This window comes from Paenibacillus mellifer (genome assembly GCF_023195895.1).
Taxonomy (GTDB): Bacteria; Bacillota; Bacilli; order Paenibacillales; family Paenibacillaceae; genus Fontibacillus; species Fontibacillus mellifer.
In genome coordinates this window covers 14873-29669 of the sequence record NZ_JALPRK010000017.1, presented here as the reverse complement: position 1 = coordinate 29669, position 14797 = coordinate 14873, and the positions used below count along the sequence as shown (strand labels likewise).

Sequence of the window (14797 nt, the reverse complement as noted above, 5' to 3'; positions counted from 1 at the left end):
TTCGGCGAAAAAAAAGAACCCTGCATCATGCAGGGTTCCGCTTTATGGCAGCTCTGCTCACCGCGGAAAATCGCGGGTTACAGTGGAATTTCGTTAATCGTCTCCGGCCGCATCACCGGTTCGCTGTAGGTTTGGTTGTCCATACCAACGACCTCTTTCTGCCCGTTCAGCCAAATGCGCACCTTGCTGTCGTCCTTATTCTCCGTAACTGTAAGCACCAGTGATTGCAGCATTTGTGCGGGCAGCTTCTCGCCTGCTTCAAACATGTCGTCCGTGAGCGCGACGGTAACGACGCCGTCTTTCGAGACCTCAACGCTGTCCAGCTTGGTGTTATCGGTGACGACCCGCTCCAGGCCATCGCCTTGTTGCGGCCCCTTGAGCAATTCGCCTAAGGCTGACTTCACCTGATCGCCACCGGCGGGTACAAATCGGGTCACCGGCACGAAATATTGTACGCCATCTGGTGTCGCCGCCGAGAAATACACGATGACCGGGCTAAGTTGAGACAAGCCGGATTCCGCTTTTAATTCGAGATTGATCCCGAAATTGCGGTTGAGCGGCCGATCCAGTGGCGTACCGTTGACCGGCATCTCGTTTAGCTTCTCCCCTTCCACCCACAGCTGAACCTTCTCCACGTCCGGCGTTCCCGTCAGGGTCCAGGTCAACGCCTCAAGGATTTTGCGCTCATCTGCGGCTTCGTAGCCGACGAACGCTTTATTGAACTCGACGATGGCCAGCTTCTCGTCCTTTTTGACGGTAACCGCCTTGACCTCGCTGCCCGCTGGCAGGATCCCGTTAAATCCAGCCGGGAGCAGGCCTGCATACTTGCCGTCCTTCACCAGCAGCTCCAGCATCCGGTTCAACTTCAACGAGGCTTCCCCTTCGGGCAGATGCAAGGCTACCGGAGCCAGCTTGCCATGCTCGTTCACCAAATAAACCGTAGAAAGGGTTTCCTCTTGGGAAAAGCTTGTCTGTTCTACAGCGTCAAGTCCTTCCAACATCCGGGTTTCCATATCCGTGGGCGGAGGATCAATTTGGGCGGAGCTTCCTCCAAACAACCCGCAACCCGACAGCAGCAGCGGAAGCGTAATTACCCCGGCGGCAGCCGTATTTCGTATTCGGCTATTCCATTTCATTTTTGCTCGAGCCTCCCTGAGTTTTTCATTTGGCTAAGGTTTGTATTACTATATATACGAGCCCTGTCCCGAAAAATAACTATATTTTTCCGGGAACTGGACAAACTGCTTCATATCTTGTCATCCAATTCAATCACAAGGAGTAGAGTGTATGGGGATGGAACATCCAAAAGCCAAAACGCCTTACAGCCTGAACAGTAAGAAGGTCGCCGACGCCACCAAGGCATGGTTGCATAAACGCGGTGTCACCACGGAGCAAATCGCTGAACTCGTTCTGTTTTTACAGCAAAAATACTACCCAAACCTGACGATGGAAGAATGTATACATAACGTGGAGCAGGTGCTGACGAAACGCGAGGTGCAAAATGCGGTACTGACCGGTATCCAGCTGGATATTTTAGCGGAGCAGGGGATGTTAATCCCCGAGCTTCAGGACATGATCGCCAACGACGAAGGATTGTATGGGGTTGACGAAATTTTGGCCTTCTCGATCGTTAACGTTTACGGCAGCATTGGCTTTACCAACTACGGTTATGTCGACAAGCTGAAGCCGGGCATTCTGGAGAAGCTGAACGATAAATCTCTGGGACCGTGCAACACGTTCCTGGACGATATTGTCGGTGCGGTCGCGGCCTCGGCCAGCAGCCGGATCGCCCACCGCAAACAAGCGGAACGGGAGAAGGAACGCGGCGAAGAGTCACTGGACTCCGAACGTTAAGTGCGATGCAGGCAAAATAAAGAGGGCGGCAAAAGATGCCGTCCTTCTTTGTTATTCAACATTCACTTAACCGGTGCAAACCGGATGACCTCGCCTCCGCCATCTCCCGGCGATTGCTCTTCAGCCCTCCCTTGCCGAACCAGCTCCACCAGGTGTGCCAGCGTCTCTGACATCGCAAAGCGCATTTGGTGAATGCCGAGCTCCGTGCCAAACAAGGCGGCGCAAACGTCGAAAGCCGTCTGCGGCCGCTCCCGCAGCAAGCCTTCAATACGCAGAAGCCGCTCTTCATGGTGCTCAAGCAACAATCGGATTCGCTCCGCGAAATAATCGAACGGGTTGCGGTGTCCCGGATAAGCGGTCGCCACCTCGTAGCCGTTAAGCTTCACGAGCGAATCCAGGAACGATCTCAGCGGCTGCGGGTCGCTGCCAGGCAGGAAGCTGATATTGGGGGAGATTTGCGGCAGCACCGCATCCCCGCAAACCATCATCTTCTGCACGGCATCGTAAAACGACAGATGCCCCGGGGCATGTCCGGCCGTTTCAATCGGCAACCAGGCTCGTCCACCCATCCAAATCGGTTCTCCCTCACGGAGGAACGTCACCTCAGGAGCCGGAGTCACCTGAGCAACAAAGCTATGTAAATGCCCAGGCAATTGACCGCACCACGATTCTGGCATCCCATGTCGCCGGAACAATTCGGGCAATGCCTCGTGCATTCGGCTGTCTGTACCCCACATCAGCCGAGTCTCCTCATAGGCCCGCGGGGACATATGTACCATTGCCCCGGTGATTTCCTGCAAATATCCCGCCAAACCGTAATGGTCGGGATGATGATGAGTCAGGACGATCTGGGTGATGTCGCGAGATGAAATCCCAAGCTCCTTCCAGGCTGCCTGCCACTCCCCAATCGTCTCGTCCGTCCGCGGCCCTGGATCGATGATCGTAATTCCCTCTTCTCCTCGCAAAACGTAACTGTTCACCCGGCGAAGGGGAGGGGCCATGGATATGGGTACACGGGCTAAGAGCTCCCGCTCCCAAAGCTGAATATCCGGAAGCAGCGTCATGGCCGCACCCCCACTAGGATCATGCGTCGTGACGTGTCCGGATCATATGTTTCTTCGTTATAATTCCCATGAACGTTCTGTAATTCCAACCCGGCCTCCTTCAACATGCGCCGAAAATCATCCAACCCGTATAACTTGATCCGTTCGAGGTAATGCCTGGGTTCCCCGCCAGGGGCTGTAACGGCGATATCCTTCATGACATACCCGTCTTCGATCCGCCGCCGTTCCACGATCCGCTGTCCCTCATCCTCTCGTTCCGATTGCGGAACAAGATGGACCGCCGTATAAGCGGGATTCAGGAAATCGAGGAGAAAGCGACCGCCCGGCTTCAGCACGCGCCTTGCTTCTTGCAGCACCTTGATTTGCTCCACATCCTCCCTAAAATATCCGAACGAAGTAAACAAGTTCACCACGGCGTCAAACTCTCCGTGTTCCAGCGGCAGTCGGCGCATATCAGCCTGGCGCCAAGTCACCTGGCCTCGGGAGTCGAGGCGTTTCGCCTCGCGGAGCAGCACCTCCGACAGATCCACACCGGTCACCCTGTAGCCGGCTTCTGTTAACGCCAGCGAATGGCGTCCCATGCCGCAGCATAAATCCAGCACCTTCGCTCCGGGAGCCAGTTTCAACCAACTGATCATCCGATGCACCTCATGTTTGGCGCCCTGCGCGTCGCGGTGCTTATACACCAGCAGATAGTCTTCTCCGAAACTTTGCTCATACCATTCCGTCATTTACCTCTGCCTCCAAACCATCCATGCCGATCAGGTACGTCTTGAACCCCTGCTATTATCCCCATTGTACCGCCTGACTCCACGAAACACAAAGACACTATGCCACGATCTCCACAACATAAAAAAACCGCCGAAGCTTCTGCTCCGACGGTTCCAAACGGCTGCTTCAGGGCTTTTCTTACTCGGCCGCGGACGCATCCGTTAATGTATTGGTGATCTTCGCTTTGCCCCGCACATCCTCCAACCACGTTCCCGACATGCTGGAGACCTGTTGGGAGACGAGGCCTTTGCGGATCTCTTCCTTCTTCTCTTCCAACGTAGCCGTGTGAGCTTCCTTCTTGTCGGTTACTTTGATGACTTGGTAGCCTTCGGTTGTCTTCACAGGCTCGCTGATCTCGCCCTTCGCCAGCTTGAAGGCCGCGGTTTCCACCGCTTCTTCCTTCTCTCCGCGAGCAAAGAAATCCGTATCGCCGCCTTGCTCCTTCGTTGCTGGATCCAGTGATTTGCTCTTAGCCAGTTCCGCGAAGTCCGCGCCTTCATTTAACTGCTTCACGATATCCTTCGCTTCCTGCTCGGTAGCTACCAAAATAACGGAGGTGCGAACTTGTTCCGGCGTATTAAAGGAATCCTTGTAGGATTCGAACGTTTCCTTGATTTGCTCGTCAGTTACCTTGATTTGCGGCTCCAGCAGCTTGGTCAACTTGAGTTCCATCACAACCTGCTTGCGCAAGTCATCCAGGGTCATGCCGTATTGCACCAAGGCCTGATTCAAGGCATCCTCTGAGCCGAACTGGGTTTTGTAGCTTTCGATTTCGGCGTCGATATCGGCGTCCGTTACCGTGATGTTTTTCTTGGTCGCCTCTTGGTTCACGAGCTCCTGGTTAATGAGGTTCGTCAGCGCTTGTTCCCCGCCGCTGGCCGCTAATTCATCAAACAGTCGATCCTTCGTAATTTCCACGCCGTTGACCGTAGCCACGGCCTCCGCTTTGTTGGTGGCAAACGGGGGTTTTATCAATACAACGATCAGTAAGGCGGCCAGGATCAATGATACGATCGGCCATACCTTGCTGCCGGATTTGGAGGAGGTTTGGACCGCCGCGGCTTCAGACTCCTCATCCTGGGAGACCATCACCGGTGTAGAATTCGTGTCGGTTTCGGCGATAAAATCCGCGTCGTCCGCCGGATCGTATTCAGCTTCCTTCGGCTCGTCCGCTACGGCGTCCGCCGGTTCGGTTTGTCCATTCGATGTCCGGGTTTCCTCCTCAGCGGCTCCGGTTTCGCCCCCGGTTACCTCCAGCTCTTTTTTGTCCTTTTCTTCCATATGTCTTTGCGACTCCCTTCTTCTGCACCATTCATTATTGATTTCAGTGTACTTTCTTGACTTTACCAGAAATTGTCCAGCCTTACCTTAAATATTCCTAAAAAAAGCTTGGCTGTTTTTAAGAAGAATTTAAGGTAGCTCCAGAAACCTTGGCGATCAACGTGAACCCCGTCATTCGTGTTCTCGGCAAAAAAGGTGTAGAATATACGGGAAAAACTAGTTCGAGAGGAACGATTTGACGATGGATTATCAAGCTTACTTTTCTACGAACCGCGAACAACATTTGAAAGAACTTGGCGACCTGCTTCGGATTCCCAGTATCTCTGCTTTGTCCGAACACAAAGGCGATGTGCTGAAGGCCGCAGAATGGATCGCCGAATCGCTGCGCCAAGCGGGTATGGAAGCGGTGGCGGTCCATCCAACTGCAGGGCACCCCGTCGTTTATGGGGAGCATTTACATGCCCCGGGCGAGCCAACCGTTTTGGTCTACGGCCATTACGACGTCCAGCCGGTGGACCCGCTGAATCTGTGGGAAACCCCGCCTTTCGAGCCGTCCATCCGGAACGGCAAGCTTTACGCTCGCGGGGCGACAGACGATAAAGGTCAAGTGTTTATGCATATCAAGGCGATTGAGGCCATTTTGAAGCAGGAGAAAGAGCTTCCGATCAACATCAAGTTCTGTATCGAAGGAGAAGAAGAAGTCACGAGTCCAAACCTGCCCTCCTTCCTGGAAACAAATCAGGAGAAGCTGGCCGCCGACGTTATCCTGATCTCCGATACCGCGTTGATGGCACCGGGCAAACCGGCCATCTGCATCGGTCTTCGCGGCTTATGCGCGATGGAGGTATCGGTCTTCACCGCCAACACAGATCTGCACTCAGGTACGTTTGGCGGCGGTGTGCCTAACGCATTGCATGCACTCGTATCGCTGCTCGCTTCTCTGCATGACGAGCAGGGCCGGGTAACGGTCGAGGGCTTCTACGAAGGTGTTCATGAATTGTCCGCGTTGGAGCGTGAGGAGTTCGTCAAACAACAATTTGATGAAGAGAAGCTGAAGCGTGATCTCGGCTTGACCGAGCTTTACGGCGAGACGGGCTACTCCTTCGTCGAGCGGACGGGGGCCCGGCCAACGCTGGAACTCAACGGGGTCTACGGCGGATTCCAAGGTGAAGGGACTAAGACGGTCTTACCGAAGGAGGCCCACGCTAAGATCACTTGCCGCCTCGTCGACGACCAGGACCCGCAAGCCACAATCGACCGCATTGAGCGTCATTTGAACAAGCACCTGCAGCCGGGGGCGACCCTGAAGGTTAGAGCAACCGAAAAGGCAAGGGCTTTTACGTGCAACCCGGAAGATCCGATGCTGCAAAAAGCGGCCGACGCCTACGAATCCGTTTACGGCACCCGGGCGCTGTTCACTAAGGATGGCGGTTCGATTCCGATCGTCGAGACCTTGTCCCGCGTCCTCTCCGCTCCGGCTGTAATGATGGGCTTCGGGCTGCCAGACGAGAACCTGCACGCGCCTAACGAGCACTTCAACCTGGAGAACTTCGACAAAGGGCTGCTCACGATTGTTCATTATTTGAAGTCGCTGTAAGTCATTGAATAGTAAAAACCTCCGGCACCCTACTAAGGGGGTCGGAGGTTTTGGTTTGTACGGGTCTATTGGCAGCAGAGCACGCCTTCCCCAGACTCGATCTCGCTCTTCAAACTGCCGAGCACCTGGTTCCAGGCGGCTACATGCCATTCCTTGGCTTCCGACCAGACCGGCGAGGAGCCCCAACCGGAGTGGGTCAACTTAAGGTTTGTCGTTCCCTGTACCGCTGAAGTAAATTCAACGCGGACTACAGTCAGCTCCCCTTCTTGGTTCATCCATTCGGCAAAATCATCCGGGCCTTTCCACTCAAAAACAAGCAGCCGCTGTTCCTCCAACTCGCGAATTGTACAGCCTTTCGTCCCCATGCGCTCCGGGTTCGACGGATCGAAGAACAATTCGAACTTCCCGCCGATGCGAGGGTCGACGTTCGCCATCGGTGCGAACCACTGCGTGATTCGCCGTTCTTCCAGCCATGCTTTCCATACCAGCTCCAAATCCGCCTCGATGGCGATTTCTTTGACAATAACCTCTGACGACATGTCCTGCCCCTCCTTTTTTCTCCATTGTAAGGGAACGATACCCGGTTTTTTTATCCTGGATTGCTCATTTGCCAACGCTTGCTCCAGAAATTCTGCAGCAGATAAAGCGGAGAGACGGCGATGGGCGGATCGGTCACCAGCGGCGGCCTAAGATGGATCCGAACCAGCCCATGCTCCGATCCCTGGCGAACGGACACCGGCAAGTGGGCCCGGCCGCGTAATCCGTGAGAATTGGAGAAATACGACGAGGATATCCATGGGAACTCCAGCGCAAGCGCAAATGCATAATATTGTCCGTCGGCTACTCCGGTTAACGTGAACGGGCATGCTTCCCGCAGGAGCGTGCAACTTAGCGGAGCCCCCTTCGGCGCGGGTTCTGCAAACAAACCGATGAGAATCAGTCCTTTCACGGGCCTGTCGGCCGTCACCACGCCAGAAATGGCGGAACCTCCGCCGATTCCCCCGGGCGCGTCGGGTCTTGAGCTCATTTGCGGGACGATGGCACCTTCCAGGTCCCGGTACATTTTGCGGAACACGTTTGGCTGAATCCCGACATATTCCTTAAACGTCCGGGAAAAGGTGCTGACGCTGGCATAGCCGACCCTTGCGCTGATATCGCCGACGGATTCCCGGGAGTACATCAATAGTTCCTTACTTTTTTCGATCCGGACCAAGGAGAGGTATTGGGAAATGCTTAAGCCGGTGCGACGCTGAAACAATCGTTCCGCATGAAATTTGCTGTAGGACACATGTGACGCCAGCTCCTCGAGGGTCAACACCCGGTGATATTCGGCATCGATCCGCTCGATTATCGCTTGTACCGCCGATTTGTGGGGGGAAAACGTCATCATTCCTTCACCGCCTTCAGAAGTAATTCCGATGAAGATGTTATTCGCACCTCCTCACAAAAAAACCTCCTCTCCCCCCCTTACGGGGTGAAAAAGAAGGTTTGCGGCTTTCTACGCACGCGTAGGCTACCGTCAGATTTTCAGCTCCCCAAGCTTGATCAGCTCGACAACCGCCTGCGCGCGACCTTTGACATTCAACTTTTGCATGACGTTGGAAATGTGGTTACGGACGGTTTTCTCACTGATGAATAGTTGCCCGGCAATGTCGCGCGTCGTTTTATCCTGCACGAGAAGTTCGAAGACCTCCCGTTCACGATGAGTTAACAGAAATTTGCTGTTACGATCGCTGCTCTTCAAAATGCGTCACCCCTCCTTGCTCGGGTTTTGTGGTTTTAACAAGGTTCAGGGATACAGTCAACACATCTTATGAAAGAACAGGGGCAATGGTGCGGTACCGTAAAGAATTGGGCGCTCCGTTATTTAAAGGCCATCGCGGCATGAACCGCTTTCAGCCATCCTTGGTAGAGCGCTTCGCGTGTAGGTTGTGACATGGCCGGGATAAACCGGCGCTCCAGCCGTTTGCACTGCGAAATATCATCTAGATGACTCCAGTAGCCTACTGCCAGCCCCGCCAAAAAGGCCGCTCCCAATGCCGTCGTCTCGCCGATCGCCGGACGTTCAACGGGAACCCCGAGGATGTCGCTCTGGAATTGCATCAAGAAGCCGTTTGAAACAGCGCCGCCATCTACTTGCATGGACCGCACGGCATACCCGGAGTCCTGCTCCATCGCGCGAAGGACATCTTTGGTCTGGTAAGCGAGCGCCTCCAGCGTCGCCCGAATGAAGTGCTCCTTCTTCGTGCCCCGCGTCAGACCAAATACGGCCCCGCGTACATCGCTGTCCCAGTAAGGGCTGCCGAGGCCAACGAAGGCGGGAACCACATAGACGCCTTCTGTCGAGGCGACGCGCGAGGCGTATACCTCACTGTCCTTCGCATCCCGGAAGAGACGCAGCCCGTCGCGCAGCCACTGGATGGCCGAGCCGGACACGAAAATGCTGCCCTCCAGCGCATATTCCACTTTTCCGTTTACTCCCCAAGCCAACGAGGTGATCAACCCATGCTCGGACACGACAGGGGTGGAGCCGGTATTCATGAGCATGAAGCAGCCGGTTCCGTAGGTCGTCTTGACCATCCCCGGTTGGAAGCAAGCCTGCCCGAACAACGCGGCTTGCTGGTCCCCCGCCGCTCCCGCGATCGGCACCTCCTCCCCGAAGAAATGATACGGAATGGTCGTGCCGTACATCTCGGAGGAGGACTTGACTTCGGGCAGCATCGCTTTCGGAATGTCCAAAATCTCGAGCAGCTCGTCATCCCAAGCCAACTCGTGGATGTTGTACATCAGCGTCCGCGAGGCGTTAGAGTAGTCCGTTACATGCAGGTGCCCGCCGGAAAGCTTCCAGATCAGCCACGTATCGATGGTGCCGAACAGTAATTCTCCGTTTGCGGCCCGCTCACGCAAGCCTTCGATATGATCAAGGATCCACTTGACCTTGGTCCCGGAGAAATACGGGTCCAGCAGCAGGCCGGTTTTGGCCCGGAACAGGGCGTCATGACCCGCTTCGCGAAGCTCCTCGCAGATCAAAGCGGTCTGCCGGGATTGCCAGACGATTGCCGGATAAATCGGATGGCCGCTCTCTTTCTCCCAAACGACTGTGGTTTCCCGCTGGTTCGTAATCCCAATACCGGCGATTTGTCTCGGCTTGATGCCGGATTCCGACAGGCAGGAGGCGATGACCGATAGAATAGATCCCCAGATTTCATTTGGATTTTGCTCTACCCAGCCGGGTTCGGGAAAATACTGCGGAAACTCGCGCTGCGCGGAGTGGACGATGTCCCCCTGCCGATTGAACAAGATCGCCCGCGAACTCGTCGTGCCTTGATCCAAGGCCAAGATATATTTCTCCATCGATTTCCCCCGTTTCAGTTGGTGAAGTAACGCTTACATTCCTACTTCTATCATAACCCGGCAAGCCTCAGGCGCGCTATCGGCTTCGCAAAAGTAGGCACAAGAAATAAACAAAGAACCACGGGGAATTCATCCCCGTGGTCGGTCCTTCACTACACGCCAATCTTACGTTTTGTAACTCTTCGAGAGCTTCTCCAAGATCGTGATCATCATTTCCAGCTCCTGCTGGCTGAGTACGGATAAATGCGATTTCAACACTTCTCGCGACTTCTTCCGGGCTTCCCCGAGAACCTCAGCTCCACGCTCGCTCACCGAAAGTAACACCGCCCTCCGGTCCTGCTCGTCGTGCCGCCGCTCCACGTACCCGTTTTGGACCAAGCGATCGATCATCACCGTGATCGCGCTGGGCTTCACCTCAAGCTTGTCGGCCAAGTAACTGACATTGCACGTTTTTTTTCGATTAATCAGCGTTAGCATATGAAATTGCGGGCCGGTCAGGCCAAGCTCATGGTGATGCATTAATTCGCTTTTCATTTTGCGAAACGAATTGGACCATACTAAATCGATCCGATCTATGTAATTGTCGAGATCAAAGGTCAACCAAACCATTCCTCTCTCCGAAAAATAACGCTATTTTCAGTTTAGTATGCAACCCTCGAAAATACAAGGAATCTGTCACCAAAAGGCGGGTTACCCTACTTGAAAAAGCTCTGGAAATCCCTTATGATGATATCGAAAATCAAAATTATTTTCACCGTTTACACAGATTTAATAAAAATAATTTTCTTAATGCATGAATTTATAAGCATTACTTTCGAAGGGAGATCCCACTTATGACACCCATACTCCATGCCGTATCCAGCCATCTGGAGACGTTACCGCCGCAGGAGCGCAAGCTCGGCGAGTACATCTTGGAGGCGCCTGCCTCTGTTGTTCACCAGGGTATCACGGAGTTAGCTAACGCATGTGGGATCAGTCCGTCGACGGTGACAAGGTTCTGCAAAACCTTTCACTTTAAAGGATTCCCCGATTTTAAAATGAAGCTGGCCTCCGAACTGGCCCATAAGCCCGCGGAGAACCACTATCAGGACATCATCGCCGGCAACGACTTGCTGAAGATCGTCGAAGCGATGGAAGCCAACCACGTCGCCTCCATTACAGACACCACCCGATTGTTGGACATGAATCAGCTGTCCCGGGCCGTCGAGGCGTTATGCCGCGCCAAGCGCATCGACCTGTATGGCGTCGCAACCTCCTCCATCGTTGCCCAGGACTTCTATCAGAAGCTGGTTCGTATCGGCAAGAACTGCACCGCCTTCGCCGATTCACATATGCAGATTACCTCGGCTTCTTCGCTGGGCGAAGGTGATGTCGCATTGGCGATCTCCTATTCGGGGGAAACGCCCGAGACGATCGACGCCCTGCGCTGCGCCAAGGACAGCGGAGCGACCACGTTGTCGCTTACGCAGTACAGCAGCAACTCCCTTGCTTCGCTGGCGGATATCTCTTTATTCTCTTCTTCATTAGAGGAAGGCATGCGCCGGGGGGACATGGCCTCGCGGATCGCGCAGCTGCACGTCATCGATATTTTGTTTACAGGCATGGTCAGTCTCGAGTTTCAGGACTTCATTCCGAAGCTGGAAAGCTCGTACCAGAATGTTCAAATTTACCGTAAAATCCAAGGAGGTCAACACTAATGCTGAATATCATCAAAACAAACAGCGAACAGCAGTTCAATGAAACCGGGGCAGGTATCATCGCCAGTCTCCTGCAATCCAATCCGCGGGCGATCTTGGGCCTGGCTACGGGCAGTACGCCGGTTGGGGTGTACGAGAAACTGATTGAGCTTTATAAGGAAGGCAGCGTGAGCTTCAAACAAGCCAGCAGCTATAATTTGGATGAATATATCGGATTGCCGGTCGATCATCCAGAGAGCTATCGCCGCTTCATGGACGAGAAGCTGTTTAACCATATCGATATTTTGTCCGAAAATACGCATGTGCCATCCGGCGCCGCGGCGAACCCCGAGCAAGCGGCCAAGGATTATGCGAATCTGCTGGACGAAGCCGGCCAAATCGATTTGCAATTGCTGGGGCTCGGTCATAACGGGCATATCGGCTTCAATGAACCAGCCGAAGAGCTAACAGGACCGCCGCATGTCGTGAAGCTGGAAGAACGCACACGCCTAGCGAACGCCCGCTTCTTCCCATCCATCGATGAGGTGCCAACGCATGCGCTGACGATGGGGATCGGCTCGATCCTTCAGGCCAAACAAATCCTGTTGATGGCCAAAGGCGAAGACAAGGCGAAGGTTATCGCCAAAGCGTTAAAAGGTCCGATCACGACAAAATGTCCGGCATCGCTGCTGCAAACCCACTCCAACGTCGTGGTAGTCGTCGACCAAGCCGCAGGGAGATATCTGTAATGAGCGGTAACAGTCGAACTTTCAACCTCGTTCATGCCGAAGTTATTACCCCCCGCGGGACGTTCCATGACGGCGCTGTTGCGGTTGAAGATGGCGTAATCACTTACGTCGGCACGACCGACGGATTACCGAAGTCTCACACCGCCGAGGCCGAGACCATCGATGCAGGAGGCCGTTACGTGCTGCCCGGCTTTATCGATGTGCATGTGCATGGCGGAATGCTGGAGGATTTCTCGAAACCAAGCAAGCAAGGTCTGGACGCCATCACCAAACTGCATTGCAGCCAAGGGACTACCTCGATGCTGGCAACCACGATGACCCTCCCTAAGGCGATGATCGACAACGTGCTGGCGGAAGTCCATCATTATATGGTCGGAGAGATGCCTTATGCCCAATTGGTTGGCGTCCACCTGGAAGGGCCGTTCATCAGCCCGAAATGGCGGGGGGCACAAAATCCCGAACACATCGTCCCCCCGAACTGGGAATGGGTGGAGGCTTGGGATCGGCAATATCCGGGATTAATCAAGCAGGTGACGTTTGCGCCCGAACGAGAAGGGGCACATGAGTTGATTCGCTATTTGCGGAAGCAAGGAATTGTCGCAGCCGCAGGCCATACCGATGCCACCTATGAAGAAATCATGTCCGCTTACGAGGTGGGCTTAAATCACTCCGTGCATATGTTTAACGCCATGACGCCGCTGCATCATCGCAAACCGGGCACCGCGGGTGCGATCCTGAGCACGCCGGGAATCAGTGCGGAAATTATCGCCGACGGCATCCATGTCCATCATGCGGCGATCCAGCTGTTGGCCAGCGTGAAGACCGGTACAAACCTTATCCTCATCACTGACGCGATGTCGGCAGCAGGACTCGGCAACGGCGATTACATGCTGGGCGATTTGCCGGTTGTCGTCAAAGACAATGTCTGCACGTTGCGAGACAGCGAAGGAACACTGGCCGGCAGCACCCTAACGATGATTCGAGGCTTCCGCCATCTCGTACGCGAGGTCGGATTATCGGTGGAGCGTGCGTCGGAAGCCGCCAGCGGCAATCCGGCGAAGCTCATTCGCATCGATCATCTGACCGGCTCGGTAGAAACCGGTAAGCATGCGGACTTGTTGTTGGTCGATCGAGATTTGGAGCTGCAACAGGTTTGGGTCAAAGGACGTTCTTTCCGCGAGAACGAATAAGGTGACACCTCCATTCAAAAGAAAAAGCGCGAGCAGCCGGGATAATGAACCTCCCGCTTCTCGCGCTTTTTGTGATTCGTGTGAGCCGCTATTAGCGGGTCGTTCCGCCGGTGAAGCCGGCATTCGTCCCTCGTGCGCCAGTACCGGTTGTCCCCATATTGCTTGTGCCGTTGCCCATACCGGCATTAGGACCCGTCGGCGCATAGCCGTTTGGACCGGTCATAGTTCCCGTGCGTCCGGGAAACACGCGATTGATCATCGTTTCGAAATCGCTGATGAAATTGTTCAGTGTTCCTCCGCCTCGGGACTGTGTCCCGTAATCTCCGATGCGGGAGACGAAGTCGGAATCGCCGGACACATAGACATTGCGGATGTGCGGTGCCGATTGCTTAATGGCGGCCGTAATCCGGTTCTTTACATCCTGGGATACGTTATCGGTACCCGCCCCCAAGGCTCCATTTCCTGTGGTAAAGCCGGTAGGGGTGTTGGTGTTGTTCATCGTCCCGCCATTCGTACCGGTTCCATAAGCCGAAGTTCCCGTACCGCGGTTTACGCTAGACATTCCCATATTGCCCCCGGGGTACATCGAACCGAAGCGGTTGCCGGTTGTTCCAGTACCCAGCATAGAGCCGTTGCCGCTGCGGGAACCGTTCGTTCCGTTACCTAGCATGGAGCTGTTGTCGCTGCGGTTGTCATTCCCCGCCCCAAACAAACCGCCTCGTCCAAAATCAAAGAGACTGCCTCCGGTGCCGGTACGGCCAGTACCTCGTGCCAATCCGTTATCCATTGCACCACGGGTCCCGTAGTCCCCGCCATAAGGTCCACCGACATTGGTTGTCCCAAGACCGATACCGTTTGGACGCTGCATTCCATATGCGGTAGTGCGGCCTGTCATTTGATTTCCGTGGAACGTGACGCCGACGTAAGCATCACGGTCGGTAACAACGACATGTGCCGTTTGAACGTCACGAAGCTGTGCGACTTTATTGCTCAGCGCGGGACTGTATCGCAGGGAACGGATCCGCTGATCCTGCCCGTTGCCGGCGCTGCGGGAGAACAGGCGATTACCCTGGTTTAGGGAATTGACGTCATAGTTGCGATTATTGCCCCGCAAGCTTTGCGTACGCACATTATTATTGTCGTTCCCGTCACCACAACCTGCCACCAAAGCAACCCCGGCAAGCAACGCTGCGGACAACGATAAGTTAACGACTTTCGCTCCTCGCATGTAGTCATCCTCCATCCGTAATAATTATTGTAT

At 54.6% G+C, this 14797-nt stretch carries 15 protein-coding genes; 5 read left to right on the top strand and 10 right to left on the bottom strand.

Translation table 11 applies throughout. The annotated features are described in order from the left end of the window. Positions 1-77 precede the first annotated feature (77 nt). The gene (locus M0651_RS16800; RefSeq protein ID WP_248552885.1) at positions 78-1136 is read right to left on the bottom strand and encodes a GerMN domain-containing protein; all 1059 of its coding nucleotides are present in this window, start codon (positions 1134-1136) and stop codon (positions 78-80) included. Between the two features lie 151 nt (positions 1137-1287). Between M0651_RS16800 and M0651_RS16795 the strand changes: the two genes are divergently transcribed. Then, positions 1288-1854, top strand: coding sequence for a phosphatidylglycerophosphatase A family protein (locus M0651_RS16795; protein ID WP_372490979.1), 567 nt, complete (start codon positions 1288-1290; stop codon positions 1852-1854). 62 nt (positions 1855-1916) lie between these two features. Here the strand turns inward: M0651_RS16795 and M0651_RS16790 are convergent, their stop codons facing one another. The 3 genes from M0651_RS16790 to M0651_RS16780 all read right to left on the bottom strand — a co-directional run bounded on the left by M0651_RS16790 (position 1917) and on the right by M0651_RS16780 (position 4970). Next, complete coding sequence (locus M0651_RS16790; protein ID WP_248552884.1) at positions 1917-2918, bottom strand: MBL fold metallo-hydrolase; 1002 nt, start codon at positions 2916-2918, stop codon at positions 1917-1919. After that, positions 2915-3649: a class I SAM-dependent methyltransferase gene (locus M0651_RS16785; RefSeq protein WP_248552883.1), complete on the bottom strand. Its 735-nt coding sequence runs from the start codon at positions 3647-3649 to the stop codon at positions 2915-2917. The genes M0651_RS16790 and M0651_RS16785 overlap by 4 nt, the downstream gene beginning before the upstream one ends. Positions 3650-3827: 178 nt before the next feature. Next, positions 3828-4970 (bottom strand): peptidylprolyl isomerase, encoded by a 1143-nt coding sequence (locus M0651_RS16780; protein ID WP_248552882.1) that lies wholly within the window; start codon positions 4968-4970, stop codon positions 3828-3830. 241 nt (positions 4971-5211) lie between these two features. On the opposite strand from M0651_RS16780, the gene M0651_RS16775 reads away from it, so the two are divergent. Then, on the top strand, positions 5212-6567 hold the full coding sequence (locus M0651_RS16775; RefSeq protein WP_248552881.1) for a dipeptidase: 1356 nt from the start codon (positions 5212-5214) through the stop codon (positions 6565-6567). A gap of 65 nt (positions 6568-6632) precedes the next feature. On the opposite strand, the gene M0651_RS16770 is transcribed toward M0651_RS16775, so the two are convergent. From M0651_RS16770 to M0651_RS16750, 5 genes are all read right to left on the bottom strand, one after another. Continuing rightward, complete coding sequence (locus M0651_RS16770) at positions 6633-7106, bottom strand: SRPBCC family protein (RefSeq protein WP_248552880.1); 474 nt, start codon at positions 7104-7106, stop codon at positions 6633-6635. A gap of 50 nt (positions 7107-7156) precedes the next feature. Beyond that, positions 7157-7957 carry a helix-turn-helix transcriptional regulator gene (locus M0651_RS16765; protein ID WP_248552879.1) on the bottom strand — a complete coding sequence of 267 codons (801 nt, stop codon included), beginning with the start codon at positions 7955-7957 and terminating at the stop codon, positions 7157-7159. Between the two features lie 129 nt (positions 7958-8086). Next, positions 8087-8311: a helix-turn-helix domain-containing protein gene (locus tag M0651_RS16760; RefSeq protein WP_009225122.1), complete on the bottom strand. Its 225-nt coding sequence runs from the start codon at positions 8309-8311 to the stop codon at positions 8087-8089. 119 nt (positions 8312-8430) lie between these two features. After that, positions 8431-9921, bottom strand: coding sequence for a glycerol kinase GlpK (glpK, locus tag M0651_RS16755; RefSeq protein WP_248552878.1), 1491 nt, complete (start codon positions 9919-9921; stop codon positions 8431-8433). 165 nt (positions 9922-10086) lie between these two features. Beyond that, positions 10087-10530, bottom strand: a complete 444-nt coding sequence (locus M0651_RS16750) for a MarR family winged helix-turn-helix transcriptional regulator (RefSeq protein ID WP_248552877.1) — start codon at positions 10528-10530, stop codon at positions 10087-10089. Positions 10531-10754: 224 nt separating this feature from the next. On the opposite strand from M0651_RS16750, the gene M0651_RS16745 reads away from it, so the two are divergent. From M0651_RS16745 to nagA, 3 genes are read left to right on the top strand one after another with little or no spacing between them, the layout of a single operon-like run. Further along, positions 10755-11618 carry a MurR/RpiR family transcriptional regulator gene (locus tag M0651_RS16745; protein WP_248552876.1) on the top strand — a complete coding sequence of 288 codons (864 nt, stop codon included), beginning with the start codon at positions 10755-10757 and terminating at the stop codon, positions 11616-11618. Further along, on the top strand, positions 11618-12346 hold the full coding sequence (gene nagB, locus M0651_RS16740; RefSeq protein ID WP_248552875.1) for a glucosamine-6-phosphate deaminase: 729 nt from the start codon (positions 11618-11620) through the stop codon (positions 12344-12346). Before M0651_RS16745 ends, nagB begins: the two co-directional genes overlap by 1 nt. Continuing rightward, the gene (nagA, locus tag M0651_RS16735; protein WP_248552874.1) at positions 12346-13536 is read left to right on the top strand and encodes an N-acetylglucosamine-6-phosphate deacetylase; all 1191 of its coding nucleotides are present in this window, start codon (positions 12346-12348) and stop codon (positions 13534-13536) included. The genes nagB and nagA overlap by 1 nt, the downstream gene beginning before the upstream one ends. Positions 13537-13627: 91 nt before the next feature. Here nagA and M0651_RS16730 read toward each other — a convergent pair whose 3' ends face one another. Beyond that, positions 13628-14764, bottom strand: coding sequence for a YhcN/YlaJ family sporulation lipoprotein (locus M0651_RS16730; protein WP_248552873.1), 1137 nt, complete (start codon positions 14762-14764; stop codon positions 13628-13630). Positions 14765-14797 lie beyond the last annotated feature (33 nt).

What these genes read in the sequence shown, in the direction of transcription:
- M0651_RS16800 (WP_248552885.1), bottom strand. Translation starts at nt 1,136, where the DNA reads ATGAAATGGAATAGCCGAATACGAAATACGGCTGCCGCCGGGGTAATT.
- M0651_RS16790 (WP_248552884.1), bottom strand. Translation starts at nt 2,918, where the DNA reads ATGACGCTGCTTCCGGATATTCAGCTTTGGGAGCGGGAGCTCTTAGCC.
- M0651_RS16730 (WP_248552873.1), bottom strand. Translation starts at nt 14,764, where the DNA reads ATGCGAGGAGCGAAAGTCGTTAACTTATCGTTGTCCGCAGCGTTGCTT.
- M0651_RS16785 (WP_248552883.1), bottom strand. Translation starts at nt 3,649, where the DNA reads ATGACGGAATGGTATGAGCAAAGTTTCGGAGAAGACTATCTGCTGGTG.
- nagB (WP_248552875.1), top strand. Translation starts at nt 11,618, where the DNA reads ATGCTGAATATCATCAAAACAAACAGCGAACAGCAGTTCAATGAAACC.
- M0651_RS16765 (WP_248552879.1), bottom strand. Translation starts at nt 7,957, where the DNA reads ATGATGACGTTTTCCCCCCACAAATCGGCGGTACAAGCGATAATCGAG.
- nagA (WP_248552874.1), top strand. Translation starts at nt 12,346, where the DNA reads ATGAGCGGTAACAGTCGAACTTTCAACCTCGTTCATGCCGAAGTTATT.
- M0651_RS16775 (WP_248552881.1), top strand. Translation starts at nt 5,212, where the DNA reads ATGGATTATCAAGCTTACTTTTCTACGAACCGCGAACAACATTTGAAA.
- M0651_RS16795 (WP_372490979.1), top strand. Translation starts at nt 1,288, where the DNA reads ATGGGGATGGAACATCCAAAAGCCAAAACGCCTTACAGCCTGAACAGT.
- glpK (WP_248552878.1), bottom strand. Translation starts at nt 9,921, where the DNA reads ATGGAGAAATATATCTTGGCCTTGGATCAAGGCACGACGAGTTCGCGG.
- M0651_RS16750 (WP_248552877.1), bottom strand. Translation starts at nt 10,530, where the DNA reads ATGGTTTGGTTGACCTTTGATCTCGACAATTACATAGATCGGATCGAT.
- M0651_RS16770 (WP_248552880.1), bottom strand. Translation starts at nt 7,106, where the DNA reads ATGTCGTCAGAGGTTATTGTCAAAGAAATCGCCATCGAGGCGGATTTG.
- M0651_RS16780 (WP_248552882.1), bottom strand. Translation starts at nt 4,970, where the DNA reads ATGGAAGAAAAGGACAAAAAAGAGCTGGAGGTAACCGGGGGCGAAACC.
- M0651_RS16745 (WP_248552876.1), top strand. Translation starts at nt 10,755, where the DNA reads ATGACACCCATACTCCATGCCGTATCCAGCCATCTGGAGACGTTACCG.